This window comes from Paenibacillus lentus, assembly GCF_042714055.1.
GTDB lineage: Bacteria > Bacillota > Bacilli > Paenibacillales > Paenibacillaceae > Fontibacillus > Fontibacillus lentus_A.
Window position 1 is genome coordinate 145411 of the sequence record NZ_JBHGVC010000011.1, and the last position, 20903, is coordinate 166313.

Annotated in this window: 15 protein-coding genes and 3 pseudogenes; 7 read left to right on the forward strand and 11 right to left on the reverse strand. The window is 47.2% G+C overall.

The window, feature by feature from the left end:
* Positions 1 to 59: 59 nt before the first annotated feature.
* Positions 60 to 806, reverse strand: coding sequence for a YqcI/YcgG family protein (locus tag ACE3MQ_RS21520; RefSeq protein WP_379396539.1), 747 nt, complete (start codon positions 804 to 806; stop codon positions 60 to 62).
* A gap of 159 nt (positions 807 to 965) precedes the next feature.
* On the opposite strand from ACE3MQ_RS21520, the gene ACE3MQ_RS21525 reads away from it, so the two are divergent.
* The 6 genes from ACE3MQ_RS21525 (at position 966) to ACE3MQ_RS21550 (ending at position 6727) form a co-directional block, all read left to right on the forward strand.
* Entirely contained in the window at positions 966 to 1412 is a 447-nt protein-coding gene (locus ACE3MQ_RS21525; protein ID WP_379396542.1) for an OsmC family protein, read from the forward strand.
* Between the two features lie 335 nt (positions 1413 to 1747).
* Positions 1748 to 1903, forward strand: coding sequence for a DUF1540 domain-containing protein (locus ACE3MQ_RS21530; protein ID WP_379396544.1), 156 nt, complete (start codon positions 1748 to 1750; stop codon positions 1901 to 1903).
* Between the two features lie 97 nt (positions 1904 to 2000).
* On the forward strand, positions 2001 to 2564 hold the full coding sequence (locus ACE3MQ_RS21535; RefSeq protein ID WP_379396546.1) for an HXXEE domain-containing protein: 564 nt from the start codon (positions 2001 to 2003) through the stop codon (positions 2562 to 2564).
* A 685-nt stretch (positions 2565 to 3249) separates the two neighbouring features.
* Positions 3250 to 3963 carry a polyphosphate polymerase domain-containing protein gene (locus ACE3MQ_RS21540; protein WP_379396548.1) on the forward strand — a complete coding sequence of 238 codons (714 nt, stop codon included), beginning with the start codon at positions 3250 to 3252 and terminating at the stop codon, positions 3961 to 3963.
* A 5-nt stretch (positions 3964 to 3968) separates the two neighbouring features.
* On the forward strand, positions 3969 to 4670 hold the full coding sequence (locus tag ACE3MQ_RS21545) for a DUF4956 domain-containing protein (RefSeq protein ID WP_379396550.1): 702 nt from the start codon (positions 3969 to 3971) through the stop codon (positions 4668 to 4670).
* A complete protein-coding gene (locus ACE3MQ_RS21550) occupies positions 4667 to 6727 on the forward strand; it encodes a CotH kinase family protein (protein ID WP_379396552.1) in 2061 nt (686 codons plus the stop codon). Before ACE3MQ_RS21545 ends, ACE3MQ_RS21550 begins: the two co-directional genes overlap by 4 nt.
* Positions 6728 to 7660: 933 nt before the next feature.
* On the opposite strand, the pseudogene ACE3MQ_RS27425 reads toward ACE3MQ_RS21550, so the two are convergent.
* Together ACE3MQ_RS27425 and ACE3MQ_RS21555 are read right to left on the reverse strand one after the other, a co-directional pair.
* Positions 7661 to 8260, reverse strand: a pseudogene (locus tag ACE3MQ_RS27425) (carbohydrate binding domain-containing protein); the annotation flags it as partial.
* Between the two features lie 27 nt (positions 8261 to 8287).
* A pseudogene (locus ACE3MQ_RS21555) lies at positions 8288 to 10795 on the reverse strand (alpha-amylase family glycosyl hydrolase); the annotation flags it as partial.
* A 530-nt stretch (positions 10796 to 11325) separates the two neighbouring features.
* Here ACE3MQ_RS21555 and ACE3MQ_RS21560 point away from each other — a divergent pair.
* Entirely contained in the window at positions 11326 to 11580 is a 255-nt protein-coding gene (locus tag ACE3MQ_RS21560; protein ID WP_379396556.1) for a GlsB/YeaQ/YmgE family stress response membrane protein, read from the forward strand.
* Between the two features lie 72 nt (positions 11581 to 11652).
* Here the strand turns inward: ACE3MQ_RS21560 and ACE3MQ_RS21565 are convergent, their stop codons facing one another.
* The 8 genes and pseudogenes from ACE3MQ_RS21565 to ACE3MQ_RS21600 form a co-directional block, all read right to left on the reverse strand.
* Positions 11653 to 13242 (reverse strand): response regulator transcription factor, encoded by a 1590-nt coding sequence (locus tag ACE3MQ_RS21565; protein WP_379396558.1) that lies wholly within the window; start codon positions 13240 to 13242, stop codon positions 11653 to 11655.
* Positions 13199 to 14620 carry an ABC transporter substrate-binding protein gene (locus ACE3MQ_RS21570; protein WP_379396560.1) on the reverse strand — a complete coding sequence of 474 codons (1422 nt, stop codon included), beginning with the start codon at positions 14618 to 14620 and terminating at the stop codon, positions 13199 to 13201. Before ACE3MQ_RS21570 ends, ACE3MQ_RS21565 begins: the two co-directional genes overlap by 44 nt.
* 31 nt (positions 14621 to 14651) lie before the next feature.
* Positions 14652 to 16373: a cache domain-containing sensor histidine kinase gene (locus tag ACE3MQ_RS21575; RefSeq protein WP_379396562.1), complete on the reverse strand. Its 1722-nt coding sequence runs from the start codon at positions 16371 to 16373 to the stop codon at positions 14652 to 14654.
* Between the two features lie 112 nt (positions 16374 to 16485).
* Positions 16486 to 17355 carry a carbohydrate ABC transporter permease gene (locus tag ACE3MQ_RS21580; RefSeq protein WP_379396564.1) on the reverse strand — a complete coding sequence of 290 codons (870 nt, stop codon included), beginning with the start codon at positions 17353 to 17355 and terminating at the stop codon, positions 16486 to 16488.
* Entirely contained in the window at positions 17352 to 18308 is a 957-nt protein-coding gene (locus ACE3MQ_RS21585) for a carbohydrate ABC transporter permease (RefSeq protein ID WP_379396566.1), read from the reverse strand. Before ACE3MQ_RS21585 ends, ACE3MQ_RS21580 begins: the two co-directional genes overlap by 4 nt.
* A gap of 101 nt (positions 18309 to 18409) precedes the next feature.
* Positions 18410 to 19756, reverse strand: a complete 1347-nt coding sequence (locus ACE3MQ_RS21590) for an extracellular solute-binding protein (RefSeq protein ID WP_379396568.1) — start codon at positions 19754 to 19756, stop codon at positions 18410 to 18412.
* 200 nt (positions 19757 to 19956) lie between these two features.
* Positions 19957 to 20070 (reverse strand): annotated as a pseudogene (locus tag ACE3MQ_RS21595) (DNA-binding response regulator); the annotation flags it as partial.
* A 59-nt stretch (positions 20071 to 20129) separates the two neighbouring features.
* On the reverse strand, positions 20130 to 20327 hold the full coding sequence (locus ACE3MQ_RS21600; RefSeq protein WP_379396570.1) for a DUF4177 domain-containing protein: 198 nt from the start codon (positions 20325 to 20327) through the stop codon (positions 20130 to 20132).
* Positions 20328 to 20903: the final 576 nt, after the last annotated feature.

Sequence of the window (20903 nt, forward strand, 5' to 3'; positions counted from 1 at the left end):
AAATCACCTGCAAACTTGTACCATTTTATTCAAGGTGGGAGGATTGTACGACAAATCAGTTAATTTTTATTTAGATAATAATCGGCAAAGGGACAACGAGAGGGCGATGGAGCCGAATCATCTCCGAGAAAGTATTGCTTCCATTCAAAGTTATCCTCGTTCCCGTAAGTGTTCAGGTCGGAATGAATACCGACGGCATCATACCGAAGTATGCGTTCCCTGATTTTGCTCTTCATATGGACAGCAGCTTCCCCGGAAGAATTAAACTCCACAAGCACCCAGCGAGGCGTAATCGCAAGCATAAAATAAGGAAAATACCGGCTCTGCCGCAAACGATGGGCAGGGGTAGCGCAATACATGAAATACTGCTCTTTGCCAAAACAGTACTCCCAGACCGGATCATGAGGATCGGCGGGGAGATGCTCGGGCCAGTCTTTTTTATCCAAGGCTCGGACTTTAAGCAGCAGCCTCCAGAATACCTCCCTGTATTTTTCGACGGTATAGCTGTCGGCCAACTTCTTAGGCGTCTCGCAGAATAGAACCAAGGAGGTGTACTTGCCGAAATTCCTGGCTTCTTCTCCAAAAATTTCTAACAGCCGGGCCAGCTCTGACGCAGCCTGATCACTGCGCGGCTCGCTTATAAACGCGTATCTGAAATGCCCCCGTTTAAATCCAATGGTGGCAGGTATACATGGAAATAAATACGTGGAATCGGACAGCTTCATAACAAACTGCCGGTAAGCATCATATTTCCAGCCATCTTGTTTTAACGACAATCCTTCTAGTCGGTCTTGATCGTACAGCATTTTCCCCAATCCTCCTTCTAGTACACATTATTGAAGGAGGCATAGATGTGTGAGTGTCCCTGATTTATGTCTTTTCGGATTGACAAGCACGTCAATCGGGCATATAATTCAATAAAACCTAGCGGATAAGTATGATTTACAAAAAGGAGAGATTTTTCAATGGCTGCTGTACAAACCTTCAAAGCAACTGCACATCTTCAAAACGGAGTTCAAGTCAAGACGACCTCTCGTCAGTTCGAACTGATCATCGACGAACCACAGAGCTTGGGCGGGACGGATACCGGCATGAATCCGGTTGAGGCGCTGCTGACCTCGCTCGGCGCATGTCAAGCTATCGTTGCCCGAGTGTACGCCCCGAAATTCGAGGTCAAGCTGGATGATTTCCGCGTGGAAGTAGAAGGCGACATCGATTTGGATGGCTTCTTCAATAGATCCACGGTTCGCCCGGGATACTCTGATATCCGGTACACGTTCTATGTCAAAACCAGCTCGCCCCAGGATAAAGTAGAGGAATTCGTGCAATTTCTGGAGAGCAAATGCCCGGTAGGCGACACGATCGCCAACCCGGTCAATTTGAAGCTTGATCGGATCGTAATTGAGAACTAAAGAACGATCGGACTCGGACTCATAAATATATCAATCTCTATAAATCAAAAGGGACACAGCTTGTCATTACGTGGACTAGCTGTGTCCCTTTTTTTATTTTTCGGCTTCATCGATAACTTGATGGCAAATCAAACCTTTCTTGCGAACCGGCGGAGCTAGGCATATCGCGATTTCCTGGGTATCCATTGCATAACCGTGGTGGATTTGATATTCTAGGGTTGGACAAAGCAAAAATACCCTCTTCTACCAAAAGAGGGTTGCACGCTCGAATAAGTCCTACCTTACTCGACGTAGCCCGTTTGCCCGCACCATGAATACAAGGAGGTGAATCCAAGATGGCACAAGACGTAATGTGTGAAGTTAATTCCTGTCTTCACTGGGCTGATAACAATAAATGCAGTGCGACCTCCATTTACATCATCAGCAACAGCCCGGATCATACACGTAAATCCGAAGAAACCGACTGCAAAACATTCGAATCTAAATCATAAGCATCTTGAAGGAGCCGATCATGGTTCCTTCTTCTTTTATTATTCTACCAATAATGATAATTATTATCAAGTGTTTATTCCCAGGAGAGTGAGAGCAATGTTTATGGAATGGTTGGCCCTATTGAATGCTAACGTGCATATGACTAGCCTGTTATGGCTATTCCCCATCATCTTCATGTTTCATGACTTCGAGGAAATTATTACAATCGAGCAATGGATTAAGGTGCATGGGACGCGTGTTCAAAGCTCTCTGCCTCCGTTCGCCCGCAAGCTGTATCAGCCTTCATTTCAAATGAATACCCTGCAATTCGCCAAGGATGTGCTGGGCGTCTTTATCGTTATAGTAACGGTCACGAGCCTTGCCGTATTTTTCTCCTTCTACATACCTTTCATAGCTGCCCTGCACTTATTCTTTCTGCATGTATTTACGCATACTTTTCAATCGATCTACTTCAGAATATACGCCCCAGGCGTCGTGACTTCACTTCTCCTTGTACTTCCATACTCGCTCTATGCTTACTATCGAATGCTCACCGATCACATCGTAGAACCGCGCGACCTGCTATGGGGGCTAATTCTCTTGTTTATCGTTTTGCCTCCTGCGCTTCTTCTGCTGCTGCAGGGCAGAAAACGATATGTTAGTACGCAATCCAAGCTATAATATCTATATCAAAAATATTTTCTAAATTAGAAAAGGGGAGCTCAGGTACGCTAATTACCTTAGAACTCCCCTATTTATCATTGCTTCTCTTTAATCTCCATGTTCATCTGGATAACAGTTATGAAGCCTTAATCGCTCTGCTCCGCTTTGACAAGCTCCCCGCCGAATTTCTCTCCTTTGGCTCCATATGCCGCATTGGAATCTGCCGCAGCATGGGAGGCATTTTTCTCCATCCGTGGCCAAAGCAGCCTGACCGTTTTGATGCATCACTGCTTTTACCGTAACAGGCGAACACCATGGTGGCGATCATAGACCAAACGAGCATCATATTCACACCGTCATTTTTTTTGGAAAATAACGTCAATTACTCTAGCCTCCTATGTAGAACCACTCCTCCCTCTTTACCTGTTCCTTTGCTTGCAATTGTATCCACTTCTGATTCAATTGCATCTTCGTTTAACTTTCCTTTCACTAATCATTTAAGCGCCCTATGTATAATATCCAAATTATTTATTGACCCACTTCAATATATTGAAACACATTTTAACTTTCAGTTTACATTCAGTTTACGTTAAGTGAGAAATCAGAAAAGGTTGCTAACATGTACCTTGTAACTCACGAAGCAAATATTGACTGGCTATAAAAATAACATGACAACACAGGAATTGAGGTGTACAAGCATCCAATGGGTACAAAGCTTAAATATCGGCATGAGCTCAAATTTCTAATCAACCGGCAGCAATATTTCATTATCCGGCAAAGATTAATCAACTTAATGGATCGTGACCAGCATGTGGGGTCAAACGGCGAGTATCATATCCGCAGTCTTTATTTTGACGACATCGATAATTCGGCGCTGCACGAGAAGCTTGGAGGAATCCGCCAGCGCTGCAAATACCGCATTCGCATCTACAATGTGCAGGAGCACGTCATTCATTTTGAGAAAAAAATCAAGCTGAACGACTACATCGCCAAGGTAAAGGAGCCGATCACCCTGGACATGTACCGCTCCATTCTTGCCGGTGACTTCCAGGCTCTTTACGTACCGGAGAAGCCGCTTCTGATGGAGCTGTACCAGCAAATGAACCATCGCCTGCTTAGACCTAAAGTCATCGTGGATTATGTACGGGAGCCATTGATTTATCCGAACGGCAATGTTCGCATTACCTTTGACAAGAATTTAAGAACTGGGCTGCATGCGGTGGATATTTTCGATAAAAACCTGAGGCCGGTAGCCGCGATCGACGATAATTTCATCATTCTGGAGGTGAAGTATGACGAATTCATTCCTGAAGCCATCCGTGCCGCCTTGCAGCTTGAAGGGCTTAACCGGCAATCTGCTTCGAAATACGTCATCTGCCGCAAATTTCTAAAAGAAAATTCATGGGAGGATTATTAATTATTATGGAAACGACCACAAACACTTCATCCACAACGTTTAGCGATATTATCAAAAATTCGGTGCTTAGTAATTTTACATCCGATATCAGCCTGTCCAAAATTCTCATTACGCTAGGTGCCGCCTTCATTATCGGCTTGTTTATTTTCATCCTTTATAAAAGGGTATTCAGCGGCGTACTGTACTCCAAAAGCTTCAACGTCTCCTTAATCGGCATGACTTTAGTAACGGCGATGGTCATCATTGCGATCAATTCCAACCTGATCCTGTCGCTCGGGATGGTCGGTGCCCTGTCCATTGTCCGTTTTAGAACACCCATCAAAGATCCAACCGATTTGATCTTCCTATTCTGGGCTGCAGCCGCAGGCATCGTTACCGGAGCCGGCTTCTATACTTTAGCCGCAATCGGCTCTGTCATTATCGGTTTGGTGCTGTTCCTGTTCATCAAAAACTCCACATTGGAGACGCCCTATTTGCTCGTGATCAACTGCAGCGGAGATGAGAGTGAGCAGGCCATTCACCAGGCGATGACCGGACTTGTAAAGCGTTATAATGTGAAGCAAAAAACAGTATCTCCCGGCAATATCGAGATGACCTTAGAGGTTCGTCTCCGCGATAGCGAAGGCGTATTTGTAAACCGTATCTCCGAGCTGGACGGAGTCAGAAATGCGGTGCTGATCAGCTATAACGGGGACTATGTATCATGAGAGCACGCTTGAAGGCTGTACTGCGAACTCTGTGCCTCACAGTAATGTCCGTAGGGCTTGCAGCGTGTTCCATCTCGAATGCTCCAGCATCCACCTCTTCTTCCGGCAGCACCAATAGCAGCAACACTGTCCACAGCAGTTTTAACAGCACTTCCGGTACGGCCGCAGAGCAATGGCTGGATGAGACTGTGTTCCCGAAGGACAAGGTCATCGACGTCAAAATTACACTAGATGAAGCTGACTTCCAGGATATGCTGGACAATGCCAGCGCCGAAGAGTACAAGCCGGCATCCGTGAACTATAACGGACAACAAATTGACAACATCGGCATCCGTACGAAAGGCAATTTATCTTTGCGCAGTGTAGTGCAAATGAGCGATTCGGATCGTTACAGCTTCAAGCTGTCTTTTAATGAATATCTAAACCAAACTTTAGGCGGACTAGAAAAAATCAACCTGAACAACAATTACAGCGATGCCTCTTATATGCGGGAATATCTCGCTTACGAGCTGGCGGAAACGATGGGGCTGCCGACGCCGAAATATTCATTCGTCAACGTCTATATCAATGACGAGCTATGGGGCTTCTACCTGGCCGTGGAGCAAATCGGCACCTCGTACCTGGAGCGTCATTTCGATAATGCCTATGGGGCTCTGTACAAGGGCGTCATGACAGGCAGCGGCAGCGATTTGCTCTGGCTGGGTGATGACCCGGATTCATATACCGGCTTGGAGCTGAAGTCCAATTCGCACAATGGCAATGTGTTAATCGATATGCTGGATGAGTTGAATCATGGCACCGATTTCGAAAGTGTGCTTTTTGTGGAGGAAGCCTTAAAGTATATTGCCTTGAACGTCGTTACCAACAATACGGACAGCTACATTGGCGGCAATAAACAAAACTATTATTTATATGAGGAAGACGGCGTGTTCTCCATCCTGCCGTGGGATTACAATATGGCCTTCGGCGGATTGGGCGGTGGCATGGGCATGGGGAAAGGAGTCCCTGGGCGCAACCAGTCGGCGGAGAATGCAACAGGCGATGCCAATATTGGGGCGAGGGATAATACAGAGGACAATGCGGCCAATCCTGGAGAGAATAATGCTCGTAATGACATAGGGGATAACTTGGAGCTGAATGCTGTTTCTCCGTCGCAGTCCCAGAACGATGCAGTTGCGCAAGCGCCAGCAAACAACGGGGATCAAGCGGCGAATACGGCGCCGGCATCCGGCACGGCTCTGTTAATCGACGAGCCTACCCAGGGGGCTTTAGCAGAACGCCCACTTGTCGCAAAGCTCCTAGCCGTGGATGCTTATAAGGAGAAGTATCACGACATCATTAAAGAGGCCATCGAAGGCTATCTGTCGGAGGAGAGCTTCTCCGCCCGCGTTGATCAATTGAATCAAATGATTTCTGCGTATGTAGAGCAGGATCCCACCGCTTTTTATTCGTATGAGGAATATCAGCAAGGCGTAACGCAATTGGTAGCAACCAATACGAAGCAGGTCGACAACATTGCCCAGCAGCTGGCAGGAACGATCCCATCCTCGGGAGACGGCTCAGGCAGTGGCGGTGGTATAGGCAGAGGCATGGGCGGCAGATTCGGGGCAGGGGCAGCTCCTGGCATCCCAAGCAGTGTCAACGCTCCGCCGGCCGCGGGCGGGCAAGAAGCACCGAATCCAACTCAGCAAGGCACTCCATCTGTGCTGACGGAGCAAGATGCGCCAAACCGGCAAGGCGCTAACCCTGCGCCATCGGAGCAAGATGCGCCGAATCAGCAAGATGCCAGCCCTATGCCGTCGGAGCAATGGGGAGCACCTGCCTCAAACAATCAGCAACTCGTTCCTGAGGGCCAAGTACCGCCGGAAGGCATCCAAGATGTAAGGCGGGTTCCCGATGGGATGGGCTTCGGTGGGCCAGGCGATTTCAGGGCTGGCGGCCAGCAAAGCAGCCAGCAGCAAGGGAACGCTACCGAAGCCATTACAGTCGGCATTTCATTGCTTGTTCTAATCGCCGCCAGCGCATTCGTTATGTATTTCCGGCGAAAACGACTATAGAATAACTCCAAGCGAGCTTCACCAAACAATACAATGCCCTGACATCGATGAGATGCCGGGGCATTTTTGTAATCAGGCAATTCATTTATGAAACAATTCATGCTGCCAACTGATACAACTTAGACGAATCAAACTATATAAGTCGAACTATAGATTTTACGGTAAAAACAGCCGTATGAAATGTTCTTTCGAAGCACCTTTGTACGGTTTTTCGTTCAAAACGGCCATGACCGACCAACTTGTGACCTCTTTGTACGATTTTTTTCGTACAAAGTTCTTGCTAGGGACGCTTTCGGAGCGCTTTTGTACGATTTTTCATTCAAAACGGCCACGATCGAGCAACTCGTTACCTATTTGTATGATTTTTCGTACTAAGTTCTTGCTGCGGACGCTTTTGGAACGCCTTTGTACCATCTTTCATTCAAAACGGCCGCAACCGAACAACTCGTTACCTATTTGTACGATTTTTCGTACAAAGTTCTTGCTACGGAAGCTTTCGGAGCGCCTTTGTACGATTTTTCGTTCAAATTTATGGCTGCAGTCCACAAGGTGGGATTCCGCTTGTTTTTGCCTCCGTATAACCTCCCTATAACCTCCGTATAATTATCAGCTTAATAGCGTGGAGAATGATGGCAATGCAAAGTCGATATGGGAATAAGATTAGTTCAACTCATATAGTTTTCCGATACTCTAATACTCTTGTAATCTAATACTTCTCTGACTGCTAATGCTGACCGCTAATGCTGACTGCTAATACAGATCTCATACTGCCCTTACTGCTCCTACTGCTCCTACTGCTCAGGCAGCTTCGGCCCCGGCATCCATCGCATCTTCAAGCGGCAGCTCCTCGTCTACCGCCTCTGGATTTTCCACTCCAGGCAAGAGTGGTAACACATTCGGCTCTGGAGCTGCCTGAATATCGATGTCTAGTACAGATCCCGGCGATACCGGAGGCCCCGATACAATTTGCCCGCTCCCGTTATAAGACCAAGTTCCAATACCAAAGAAATAATTTTTCATATTATTGCTGTCCCAATTTCCTTTGCCATCCGTGAAGCACGCCTCCAGTCGAGAAGCCGTTCCAATATCCACCGTATATTTGCTGTAGCCCGGCACTTCCGAAGCTTCCATTACCGCCCCTGGGACTGCCGTCCACGTCCCCCCTTCAGGACGATAATGAAGGTAAGGCACACTAAAGCCATGCTTGTAATAAATAGTCACTTTATTTGCTGCGTCGGGATCAGGAGCGCCTTCCTGAATTTTCCCATTCCCTAAATAAGTCCAGATTCCCGTGTGGAAAAAATAATTTTTTCCGTTGTTGCTGTCCCAATTTCCTTTGCCATCCGTGAAGCACGCCTCCAGTCGAGAGGCCGTCCCAATATCCACGGTATATTTACTGTAGCCCGGCACTTCCGATTCTTCCATCACAATCCCTGGAACTGCCGTCCACGTCCCGCCTTCAGGACGATAATGAAGGTAAGGGTCACTGAAGCCATGCTTGTAGTATACAGTTACCCTATTCCCGCCCGTTCCCGGCGCTTCGGTAGTTACTTCAAGGGGATCGCTGGCGGGCGAGACATTGCCCGCCGCATCGCGGGCTTTCACCGTATACGTATAGCTTGTTTGCGGAGCTAAGCCTTTGTCTGTATACGTTGTCGCTGCCGAGCTCCCTACTTTTTCGGTGCCGCGGTATACATCATAACTGGCAACGCCCACATTATCGACAGCCGCCTCCCAGGCAAGCGTCACGGTAGTATCCGTAACGGCAGTCGAACGAAGCTGTTCCGGCGCTGTTGGCGCCTCGGTGTCCTCTGGCCCGTCTGGATTGGATTCATGCCACTGCCGTCCGTCATACCAGCCGTCCGATGTGCGCACAAATCCCGGTTGGTTTTGGCCTGGATTTTGTTTGCCGGAGCCGTCTTTAAAAATAACCGTCGCCCCATCTGTGCCTTCGATTTTATAGGAATACCACTCTCCTGCAGCCTTCGTCATCGTCGGTGACGTTGTCCACGTCGGCTCCGTTACCTTAGGCAGCGTATCATAATAGTACAGTTGCGGTGTTCCCCAGTCTGCCGGCTTCTTAAAGTAAATCGTCAAGCCTGCATCGGGATCTTTTTTCGTATATTCATATTGCTGCATGGAAGAGCCTTCCTCATTCACAGCATATAATCGTAACGTCGCGGAATCATCAAACTCCATTTCATCGCCGATCGTAATTTCCGAACCGTCCGTGTACGGTATGCCTTCTGACGGATCGCTGCCATCCAGCGTATACTTTCCGGATTCCGCTTTTTTGACATGAAGCTTAATGGTTAGGGTATCCGTCTTAAAGTTTCCTCCCGCAGGAGATGCAGATACGGCAGGCAAGTTTGATTCAGCCGTCTGCTCAATCAGGATTAAACCGTTAGCATGGGCTGTAAACGTGGCGAATCCGCCAGTTACCATAGCTTCCTCACCCGTATACGCATCCCGTAGCGTACTGCCGTCGGCAAAAACCGAGGATACATTTACTTGCGTCGATCCTGACGCGCCCATAACGACAACGACTTTATCGTCGATGCCATGTTTAGAGTAGATTCGTTTGAACGTATAAGGAGCATCTCCGATTTTGGCGTGGCTCCCGGCGCCGACCGAAAGGTGGCGATTACGGAATTGCCCCACCTTCTGCCAATGAGACAACACATCTTGGTTCAGGCTGTTCCAATTCATGGAGGAACGAGTTCCCTGATGCGGGTCTGAACCTGTTTCGCCAAATGCCCTTGCCGCCTCATCTCCATAGAATGTTTGCACGCCGCCCGGCAGCAGGAGCAGGGCGCTGCCCGCTTGAATCAATCGGCTGCGGTCGTATAAGCGGGTATCATGCGAGGAAATATAGCTCAATACGTTAAAATTCGGATCGCTGTTGATTCGGGATGCATAATCTGCATATGTGCCTTCCAACGCATTCATGTTGCTGTCCTGGAAGCTGAAATTAATAATCGAATCAAAGCCGTAATTGAAATATTCACTTTTGCCGACGCCGTGTCCCCATACCTCCCCGGTCATCCAGAAATCGTCATTCCAATCGGCCCCCGGCTTGCCCGGATTGTTCTGCCTCCATTTCTGCAGCGCCGCACTGCTCTCATCTTTAAGCTGCTTCCAGCGGCTCAGCTCTACATGCTTGGCCGTATCTGCCCGGAAACCATCGATGCCGAATTCTTCAACCCAAGCAGCAAGCCATTTCACTACATAGTCTGCCGGAGCCACTCCGAGATCCTTGCGTAAATTCGAGGCCGCCGGCACGATCCAGGCATCATGTCCTGTTGTTTCTTTAGCCCATTTCGTCCGCAAAATAGGGGCCAGGCCGATATTGCTTGTCACGTTGGTTCTGAAATCAGGCAGGTTGCCTACGCACTGAGTCAAATCATTCCCGCCGCAGTTTTCATAGCCCGCAATTCCGGCACGAACCCAGTTCCCCCACCAGCTCGACCAGGCCGACGAGTTATTATAATCGATCATGTCATGATAGCTATGCCAGTTTTGGCCGCTTCCAGGCGTCCAGCTTGCTCCGATTCCATTTCTTGCTCCGAAGCCGTATTCCTCCATATCCTTTAGCGTCGAATACCCTGGATGATTCAAAATAACGTCTAATACGACACGAATACCTTGGGAATGCGCCAAATCTACGAACTCTCGCATATCATTGACCGTTCCCATATTGCGATCCATCATCGTGTAATCAAGGGCATAATATCCATGGTAGCCGTAATGCGCAAAATCCCCGCCGTCACCGCCTCCGACCCAACCATGCATTTGCTCATACGGAGCGGAAATCCAGATGACATTCGTGCCCAAGTCGGTAAAATAACCCTCCTGAAGCTTCTGCGTCAAGCCCTTCAAATCGCCGCCATGAAACGTGCCGATATTTTTCCCGGCTGCATCTCTTTGCGGACGTCCGTAAGAATTGTTATTGCTGGGATCACCGTCCTTGAAACGATCCGTCAAAACAAAGTAAACGTTTGCATTATCCCAGCTGAAAGTCACCGCCTGCTGATCAGCAGAGCTTGCCTGATCTGCAGCAGTATTCATATCGGCTGCCGCTTCCCATGGATGAATAAAGACCGAAGTACCGACAAAAAGGATACTTAACCATAAAGCTATAAATTGTTTAGCTTGCTTTAACACCACTTCTCCTCCTTTTAATCACGTCTTGCTTTCCATTACGAGCTCTTTCCTGATCAGTGCAAAGGTTTGCGCAAAAGGCAGCACTTCATGATCCGTTCAACAAGCTTGTTGCAATTTTTTAATGCAAACGTTTGAATTTTACGACAAAGAAACCTCCTCTCCTTCAACAATCAACTCCACAACAAAAGCAAGCTCTTTGTAAGTGCTTTCATAATGGTGAATGCTAGTTCTGTTTATTTTTGGTAGTTGTTGTGTTGGATTTTACCAGATCAGTCGATAATTGCACAACCCTTTTTTATAAAAATTTATTATTTTAAAAATATTGAATATATCCTGAGGTTAGTTACGTTCTGAAACGAGCTCGAAATGTTTAAAATTAATGGAGGTGGTTAATAGTAGACAGACAAGCTAATCCAAAGATTGAGGTGATAAGAATGGGTTTCTTATGGTCATTGATTATCGGTGGTGTGATCGGATGGCTGGCAGGACTAATTATGGGCCGGGATATTCCTGGCGGAGTAATCGGCAACATTATTGCTGGTTTTATCGGAGCTTGGCTCGGCAGCCTTATTCTTGGAAACTGGGGACCTGTCATCGGTGATTTCTATTTCGTCCCTGCACTAATCGGGGCAATCATCCTAGTTTTCATTGTCAGTCTGATCATGGGTTCGATGCAGCGTAATCGCTAATAGACAAATGTAGATGAATTAGTGCAAGGACGGCCGGAACCCCGGCCGTCCTTGTCTAAATAACCCTTCGCCCTATCCGGCCTCCTCCCGATATTCAGAGGGAGTTTTCCCCGTTAGTTTCTTAAATACTTGACTGAAATATCTAGGATCCTGATATCCGACAAGCGGAGCTACCTGATATACCTTTACATTCGTATTCTGCAAAATAAATTTCGCTTTCTCGATACGGCACTGGGTCAAATATTCCAGAAAGGTGTATCCTGTCTCTTGCTTGAATAGCAAGCAGAAATGGCTTATGCTCAGCTCGGCTAAATCACAGACCTCTTCAATGCTGAGATCCTTATGATAATTATGGGTAATGTAGGAGGTAGCCTTGGCAATAACAGCTTGAACATCTCCACGCGAATAGTTCTCCTTGCTCTGCAGCATCCACTGGCCGAAGCAATCCTTCAATACCGCGATCATTTCACTTAAGGTAGGCAAGGAGTTTATTTCCTGCAGCAAGCCTTCTAAAGACCACTCCAGCATCAAATTCATGCCTTCAAATTGCCGATATAAAACGATGGTCAGCTCAACGATGATTCGCTCTGCCTGTTCCTTCGTTAAGGCTTGATTCTCCAAATCGCCCTTCATCTCGTCAAATAAATCCAGCATCTGCTGGCGGTCTAATTTACGCACGCATTCCAGCAGCGATTCCTCGAGCTGCTTCGGATACTTCGCTTCTGAAGCAATCGCTGTCGCTGCGCTCTCCGAGAAGACATATACCCCTTCCTGGCCAGAGTAGAAACGCTGATACAAGGCTTGGGCCGCATTTTGGTAAGCTTCGTTTAATTGATCGATCCCAATCATGTTTTGACTGAAGCCCGTGGAGCAGGATAGCTTCGTATTTGCTTTTATTCGCCCGATCAAATCATTGCCCAGACTTATTTTTCTATCGCTTAGCTTATCGGGGAACAAGACCACCCATTCACCGCTGTGAAAAGGAAACGCCGTAAGTCCTCCCTGATTCAGCGACCACTCGCTGACGATATTGCGTATCGCAAACAGCCATAGACGCTTCTCATCTATGCTCCACTGCTCATTCAGCTTCACATAGTGATCCAACTGCACAACGGCCATGAAATACCCTTGCTCCAGCTCGCTATTCTCCAGCCAGCGCATATGCTGCAGCGGACTTTGATTCCCCTCGATGAACTCGGCAAACAGTCTCTCCCTGGCAAGCAAAGACAAAACTTGAACCGAATGAAGCAGTTTGTCATTCTCCTGCTGCTTGCTGAGATGCTTCTTGGCCCGCATGATCATCCCGATCAGCTCGTCATGGTCGATCGGCTTCAGCAAATAATCAAAGGCTCCCTCTCGCAGCGCCTCTCTTGCATACTCAAATTCACCATAACCGCTAATAAATATAAATAATCTCTGCGAATTCTCGGCCAATACTTCCTTCATCAAAGAGATCCCGTCTTTACCCGGCATGCGAATGTCGCTAATAATCATATGCGGCTCCGTATCGCGGACTAGCTGAAGAGCCTGTTCCCCATTCCTGGCTTCCCCGGCTATTTCCAAATGAAGGTCGTCCCAAGGAATAGCCGCCTTCAAGCTTCGCAGAATAATAGGCTCATCATCGACCAGAATAACCCTGTACTTCTCTTCCGTCGACCCCATACATGGCACCTCCCGAATTCTTAAAGGGTACAGAACTTCTTCGCTGATTCCAATAAAGCTTGGAGCTAAGCTGCAATTCCTCCAAGGCTTCCTCTGCATTTAGTTGGCCGCCAATCATTTCCTTTACGCCCTTCAAGAAGGATCTTTTGACCTCTGGCGACAAGATGTTGTCGTACGGGACGAAGCTCTGCGTGCTCTGCTCCATTAATGTAATCACCTGGGCAAAGACAGGTCCGGTTCTTTCCGGATCAAAGCTGAGCTTGATCGACGGCAATCGCAAGCCTTCATAAACGATGCGGCTCTGCACTTCCTTGGTATAGAAGCATTCCAGCAAATCCAGCGCGGCTTCCTTCTTGGCCTCATCTAAATTGGAGGAGAGCCCGATGCCGATCGTATAGCCGCCTGCAATCGATTTCGTCTCTCCAAGCCGGAATGACGGAAAAGGAATGACGCCTACTTCGTCCTGAAAGCTGGACGCTGAATTACGGCCCGAGTCGCTTCGATGAAACAGATTGATATCCCAGTTCCCATTCAAATACATGGCGGCTTTGCCTTCGGTAAACTGAGCGATCGCTTCTTCTGTAGAGGAGCTGTTAGCCGCAGAAGCAAAAGCTCCTGCCTCCACCCATTCGTTCAAGTGCTCGTAGGCCTTCAAATATTTTTCATTCCGAAAATCATAGCCATCCTCGCCTTGCGACAAGGCCTGAATCAATGCAGGTCCAGCATAGCGATCCATCAGATAATGAGCAAATATCGCTGCCGGCCAGCGATCTTCATTGCCCAATGCAAACGGAGTGTAGCCGTTGTCCCTCAGCACCTGGATGACACGATCCAATTCAGCTAACGTACCCGGTTCCTTCAGACCAAGCTCATTAAAAATCGTCTTATTATAATACAAAGGCTCCGCATTACCTTCAATCGGCAGCCCGTATATGCGATCATCAAAAGTCCATAATTGCAAATCACGATATTGATCCTTAAGTCCCCGTTCCTTCACAAACTGGCTTAAATCCATCAATCGGTTCGCACGCGCATAAGGCTCAATCTCGGCCCCTCCAAACAATACGAACATATCGGGAGGCGTTCCCGTGACCATCTCGCTCTTCAGCTTCTGTTCCCGATGCGTGGTCTGATCCATTCCCTCAAAACTCACCTTCACGTTCGGATGAGCTTTCTGGTAGTCCGATACTACGTCTTCAAAAATATTCAGCATCGGCTTATCATGCTCCTTCGTCCAGAAATGGCGGAATGTGAGCGTGATCTTATCGCTTTGATTCTCCTCAATAGGATCTCGGTTGCCGGCTGTAATCAGCAGAACAGATACGGCAATAACCGTTGAATACAGCAGTATCCAGCCCCAGTTCAATAACCACTTCATTCACTGTCCCTCCCTATCTACCATATTTATTTTATGAAACAATCTTAGGTATCCGAATTCGAATCGTAGACCCGAATCCGAGGGAAGAACAAATCATAATGCCGTATTGTCCGCCAAACCGGATACGCAGCCGTTCATGCACGTTTTTAAGGCCTACCCCATTTTCCCGGTACTTTTTCATCGTGCCCCAATCTTTATTCCACATATTGAGCAGTGTCACCGGATCAAAACCGGGGCCGTTATCCATTACATAAATAAAAATATCATTCCCATGCTCCTGCGCCCAAATCGTGATCATCCCGCTGTCCTCCATCGGCTCAATCGCATGGTATAACGCGTTTTCCACAATGGGCTGAACAATCAGCTTCTGCGTCTTGAAATATTTTAATGAATCCGATATTTGCATGTCATACGAAAACTTATCCTCAAAGCGGAATTTCTGAATATCCATGTAGTGCCGAACATGCTCCATCTCCATTTGCAGTGGAATAAGCTCCTGATTCTCGCTAATGCTGATACGCAGCAGCTTGCCTAGGGATACGACCATCTTACTAATGCTTTTGTTCCCCTGCAGCACGGCCATGGAGTTGATCGATTCCAAGGAGTTATAAATGAAATGCGGATTGATCTGCGCAACAAGCGCCTGCAGCTCCGCCTCTTTTTTCCGATTCTGTTCCGTTTCGACCTGTGCAATAAGCTCGTCGATTTGCGTGCTCATTCGATTGAAGCCATCGACCAGCAGATCCCGCTCATCATCCGCCGGCAGCGGGGAGGTGATCGGCACAAATATTCCCTGCTGCACTCTCTTCATCCCGTTAACGACGCTAATAATGCTGCTGACCAGCCTGCGTATGAAGAATCGATCGAACAGGAAGGCCGACACTAGAGATACCAGGACGAGAATGACGGCGATATTGCGGATAGACAATGATTCCGAAGCGATCAATTTAAACGGTGTAATCGCTGCCAAAACCCAATCTTTATTATGAGACGGCAGGTAAGTAATCAGTGATTTTTCTCCAAGATATTTATCTACGTAATACCCTTTGCTGTTGGAATACCCATCAGAGAGGAATGGAAACGAAGTCTGCTCCCCGATATGCTCGCCAGACTTATCAAATACGATATTCCCCTGCGTATTCACCAGCAGTATATCCCCTTGCTTCAGTGTAGCGGCTTCCCAGAACACCTGATCCAGAATGTCTGGCTTGATATATATCACGAGGGCCCCAATATCCTCTAATGAATAATAGTCTTTGACCAAGCGTGCCTGAATGAGTACCGGGTTCCCCGTAGCAACCGAACCGTTCTCTCCGGGTCCGATCCACACCGGTCTTCCTTCGGCTAATTTCATTTTCCCGTACCAGCTCTGCTGATCCAATTCATGGAATGCCGTGGATTCATTGGAGCTGTAGAGCAATTGATCCTTAGAGTACAGTCCGAACGATGTAATCATCGGATGATTGATCAAATTGCTTATCTCTTGCTTGCTCTCGTAGCTTACTCCCGCTCCGGGCAGCTTCAGCGTCTGTTGAATGACAGGCTGAGTGATCGCCGAGTTTGAAATGGTTGTTATTTCATTCAGCGCAAATTTCAGCTTCCGGTCGCTTTCCAGCAATGAGATCCAATAAAAGTGGCTCGACTTCTTCTCCATCGCATTCGAGAAGCTGTAGTACGAAATGCCGCCCATCAGAATAACAGGAATGAACACGAGAAGTATAATTGCCAGCAAAATTTTTCGACGGAGCTTCATAAATGCTTGCTGCCTCCCCCACCATCTTCTAACTGTAATATTCTTCATCGTGTTCTATATTCCTTGCTAACATCACATATTAGACCCCAGATCAAACTGTAGCTTAACCCTATCAGCTTTTAATGGCTCCGGAAGTAAGACCGGCGATGACCCAGCGGCTGAACAGCAGGAACACAATGAGAAGCGGCAAGGTGGCCGTGAAGGTAGCTGACATGATCATACCGAAATCGAGACCATCCCGGTTTGTAAACAACTGCTGGAGCGCAAGCTGAATCGTATAATTCTCTTTATTCTTCAGTACGACGAGCGGCCAGAAAAAGTCATTCCATACGTTCATGAAATTAAGGATGGCAAGCGTGGCCATCGCCGGCGTAACGACAGGGATCGCGATATTCCAGAAAATCCGAAAATGTCCGCCTCCATCGATGCGACCCGCTTCGATCAATTCAGAGTGAACGGCGGAGGAAATATACTGCCGCATCCAGAAGATCCCGAAGGCGTTGACCATGGCCGGAACGATCAGCGCCTTATAGCTGTCGATCCACTGCAGCTTCGCCATGATGACATATTGCGGAAGAACCCCTAACTGGGCCGGAACCAGCATTGTAGCGATAACAAAGACGAACAGGACTTTTTTCAATGGAAACTCATATTTTGCAAAAGCATAGCCCGCGAGCGTACACAGGAATACAACGGAAACCGTAACCGCTGAAGCTACGACGACAGAATTGATCAATGCTCTAAAAAATTCCGTCCGCTCCAAAACGCGCCCAAAGTTATCAAAGAACTCCGTTCCGGGTACAAGCAGCGGCGGAATATGGAATGCAGCAGACTTGTCGTTGGTCGCTATTACGAACATCCAGTAGAACGGGAATATCGAAGCAAGTGCGCCTACCACCATAAAGATATAAAATAATATTTTGGTAACAACTCCGGCATCGTCCGGTTTTTTTCTCTTTATTTTCACGGCTGTTGAGCTCATGCTTTTTTCCCTCCTGTATCTCCACCCATTCGGCTGGATATCATCATATTAAGGACGGAGAAAATAATGGTAAAGATGAACAGCATGACTGCCGTAGCCGCCGCTGTGCCGAAGAAGCCATTACGGAATGCCTCACTGTACAAGTAAGTTACCATCGTAACCCCTTCCTGACGAGTAGAGCCCGATCCCGACTGCCCTAGGAAGACATAAGGCTCGGTAAATAATTGAAGCGCACCGATCGTGGAGATCAAGGTGACGAAAATAATAAACGGCCGCAGCAATGGCAGCGTAATATACAGCATTTGCTGTCCTCGACTTGCTCCGTCAATTTTCGCAGCCTCATAAATATCTGTAGGAATGCTCTGCAGCCCGGATAGGAAAATGATCGCGTTATAACCCATCCAGCGCCACATGACCATCGTGGAAATGGCAATTTTCACACCCCACCATCCGGAGTTAAAGGCCACGTTCTCCAATCCCATGGTGTTTAACAACCAGTTGACCATCCCGTTGTTGCCAAACATCGTACTGAAAACGAGCGTCACGGCTACAATGGATGTAATATTCGGCATGAAGAACAGAATTCGGAATGTATTTTTATACTTATTCAACGCCGAATTAAGCATAATTGCGACAAATAACGCTAAAATCAACTGCGGAACGGTTCCCATTAACGCCATGATCAGCGTATTGCTGAAAGAAATCCAAAACGTCGGATCGCTGGTGATCAACTGATAATTCTTAAATCCGACAAACTTCATCGGCCCAAGGGCATCCCACTTAAAGAACGACAAATAAATCGTGAAAAAGATCGGGTATAACCCAAAAATGCTAAAAAGAATAAAGAAAGGGGAAATGAACGTATAAGCCGTCAGGCGGCTTCGCCTTGTCTCCGTCCAGAATGGCTTTTTACCGGGATTCTGAAGCGGTTTGGCAGTAGCTAAGTCAGCCATTTATGCACCTCCAGGGTTGTTTTGATAAATCCAAATTCGCAAGAAGATACCATCTTCTTGCGAATTCGGGTGACAAGCTATGAAAAGAAGAACTATGTTTCCTAGCTGCGTTCTGCCAATGTCTTAGCTTGTTTAATTGCGTTTTCCCACTCTTTAGCCGGATCAGCCTTTTTCTCAAGCACGTTCTTGAGCGCATCCTTGAACATCGTATCCACTTGGTCATGCAGCGGACCGTAATATACCGGTTTTACGCGTTCCGCCGATTTGGCATAGGCTTCGGAAATGACTTGACCGCTAAAGAAATCATCTTTATCTTCCGTGAATGCCGGTTCGCTATATACTGCCGGAATTGAAGGGAATAAGCCGCTGGCTTTGAAGGATTTCAATTGGTTCTCCTTGTTTACCAGCCAAGAAATAAACTCGTAGGTTTCCTTCGGATGCTTGCCTTCTTTAGGCAGTGTCAAGAACGAGCCGCCCCAGTTGCCCGCGCCTTCAGGAAGCTGGGCGATAGCCCATTTACCCGCGGAATCCTGGGCATTTCTGATTGTACCTGCCATCCAAGCTGGGCCTAACATTACGCCGAAATCGCCATCATTGATCGCTTTGTTCCATTCAGGAGACCAGAGAAGCGTGTTGCCGATCCAGCCTTCTTGAATACCTTTAACCGTGAAGTCGTAGGCTTTCTTCACTTGCGGATTCGTATCTCCAATAAAGGATCCGTCAGCCTTGCTGAAATAAATTTCATCTGCCGCTTGGTCGCGCACGCCGTTATAGACCAAATCAGTCAAGTCGGCAAATGGCTTGCCTGTCTTCTCTTTAAATTGCTTCGCTACTGTCCCGAATTTATCCCATGTATCGATTGCTGCACTGAATCCATCTGGATCTGTTGGCAATCCGGCCTGCTCGACCAAATCCGTACGGTAGTAAACTACAGTAGGACCGATGTCGGTTGGAAGCCCCAATTGGAAGGAGCCGTCCAGCGAAGTGGCTTGCTTCCATTTCCAATCCAAGTAATCACCTTCAATGTCTTTGGCGCCCAGATCATATAAATTGTGGAACTTGTCTTGAGCACTGATGAAGCGCTCCATAAATGCAATTTCCAGCATGAAAATATCCGGTGCCCCAGAGTTGGCCGACAATGCCGTAGTCAGGTTATTATGGTGAGCGGTTTGGTCAGACGTATTTTGAAATTTTACGGTAACATTCGGATGTTCTTTTGTGTATTCCTTGGCAAGATCTTCGTAGTTTGTCGTTCCAAGGGACCAGAACGTAAGTTCAATCTTTTCGCCCGTATCCGTCTTCTCTTCGCCTGCACCATTGTTCGTAGCGGCAGGTGTGTTACCGCCATTATTTGTTGTAGTTTTGTTGCCTCCGCCGCCACATGCCGCTAATGAAGCGACCAGCAGGACAGCAACCAAAACGACAGCCATGCGTTTCATTCTATTCATTTCAAGACCCCTTTCAGAAATGTAAATGTTTACATCGTTAGTCTATCGAATCTTGCGCGTAATTTTGAGGAGGCAATATTGCGATTTAGGGTTGATATTTTTCTGATTCCATTTGAATTTTATGGAAAAACATAAAAAGCGAGTAAGGTTGGGCTATCCCCCCTTATTCGCCTAAACGTCTGCCACTTGCATCCTATTTTCTACAAAAATTCATTAGAGTGGATCAAACCAAGCCGTCTAGCCTCCACAATCGCTTCAGATCTGGAGCGAACCCCCAATTTCTCAAAAATCCGCGTCAAGTTATATTCTACCGCTAGCTTGCGCTCGATTGGGAAGCTTGTAGATAAAATAAGTTCGCCTGAAAGAATACTCTTTAATCAGACTGAACCATCCGCTCGAAGATTAAATCAAAATGATTCGCTGTCCCGAAGCCCTGCGTGCTGGGTGCAAAGATTTGAAATAGCCTCCATCCCTGCCGCGCATGCTCATGAATGATCTCCTGGTAATTTTCCACCGGTTTATTCTCAATAATTCCCTTCAGCTCAACTCTTACAAATTTGTATTCATACATTGCTATTCCTCCTCCTGAATAATTAGACTGGATAATACTGCATCATAGTAGCCGTCGAGACCTAGTAAGCTGTGAACCTTTTTACAACTAGCGTCAAGGTTCATGTTGAATCTTGCAGACATTGCATGTTTTGCTCAGTCATGCGTCCTCCTACAAGCAAGACGGTAGCCACGCTCCCCGAACAATTTCGTGGAACGCTTGATGTTCGCCGTAACAAACAACGCTCGCCTCCATCACGAAACTCCAGATTGGAATCAAATGCCTTTTCCCACCAATTACCTTCTACATATTCGTTCACAAGTTCGATAATTCCTTCTTCTGGGTTAAAGTAATACAGTTCATATTGTTTACTTAACCGGTTTTTGGACAAAAATATAAATCTGTAGTGTCCAGCTGCTGGGCTGTTCCGAGATCCATCAACTTTTTGTAAATTCTGCTTAGTTTTTACAAATTGGATTTAACGGTAATCGAAATGATCTCCAACATTGGGTATTAAACTAGCTTACGCATCCGCTATTCGTTGGAAATGCAAAGAAGCACTACTGATATTTAACATATCAGTAGTGCTTCTTCAGC

Excerpts from the sequence above, each read along its gene's own strand:
- ACE3MQ_RS21535 (WP_379396546.1), top strand. The coding sequence starts at position 2,001 with ATGTTTATGGAATGGTTGGCCCTATTGAATGCTAACGTGCATATGACT.
- ACE3MQ_RS21545 (WP_379396550.1), top strand. The coding sequence starts at position 3,969 with ATGGAAACGACCACAAACACTTCATCCACAACGTTTAGCGATATTATC.
- ACE3MQ_RS21575 (WP_379396562.1), bottom strand. The coding sequence starts at position 16,373 with ATGAAGCTCCGTCGAAAAATTTTGCTGGCAATTATACTTCTCGTGTTC.
- ACE3MQ_RS21525 (WP_379396542.1), top strand. The coding sequence starts at position 966 with ATGGCTGCTGTACAAACCTTCAAAGCAACTGCACATCTTCAAAACGGA.
- ACE3MQ_RS21590 (WP_379396568.1), bottom strand. The coding sequence starts at position 19,756 with ATGAATAGAATGAAACGCATGGCTGTCGTTTTGGTTGCTGTCCTGCTG.
- ACE3MQ_RS21540 (WP_379396548.1), top strand. The coding sequence starts at position 3,250 with ATGGGTACAAAGCTTAAATATCGGCATGAGCTCAAATTTCTAATCAAC.
- ACE3MQ_RS21600 (WP_379396570.1), bottom strand. The coding sequence starts at position 20,327 with ATGTATGAATACAAATTTGTAAGAGTTGAGCTGAAGGGAATTATTGAG.
- ACE3MQ_RS21550 (WP_379396552.1), top strand. The coding sequence starts at position 4,667 with ATGAGAGCACGCTTGAAGGCTGTACTGCGAACTCTGTGCCTCACAGTA.
- ACE3MQ_RS21530 (WP_379396544.1), top strand. The coding sequence starts at position 1,748 with ATGGCACAAGACGTAATGTGTGAAGTTAATTCCTGTCTTCACTGGGCT.
- ACE3MQ_RS21585 (WP_379396566.1), bottom strand. The coding sequence starts at position 18,308 with ATGGCTGACTTAGCTACTGCCAAACCGCTTCAGAATCCCGGTAAAAAG.
- ACE3MQ_RS21570 (WP_379396560.1), bottom strand. The coding sequence starts at position 14,620 with ATGAAGTGGTTATTGAACTGGGGCTGGATACTGCTGTATTCAACGGTT.
- ACE3MQ_RS21560 (WP_379396556.1), top strand. The coding sequence starts at position 11,326 with ATGGGTTTCTTATGGTCATTGATTATCGGTGGTGTGATCGGATGGCTG.
- ACE3MQ_RS21580 (WP_379396564.1), bottom strand. The coding sequence starts at position 17,355 with ATGAGCTCAACAGCCGTGAAAATAAAGAGAAAAAAACCGGACGATGCC.
- ACE3MQ_RS21520 (WP_379396539.1), bottom strand. The coding sequence starts at position 806 with ATGCTGTACGATCAAGACCGACTAGAAGGATTGTCGTTAAAACAAGAT.
- ACE3MQ_RS21565 (WP_379396558.1), bottom strand. The coding sequence starts at position 13,242 with ATGGGGTCGACGGAAGAGAAGTACAGGGTTATTCTGGTCGATGATGAG.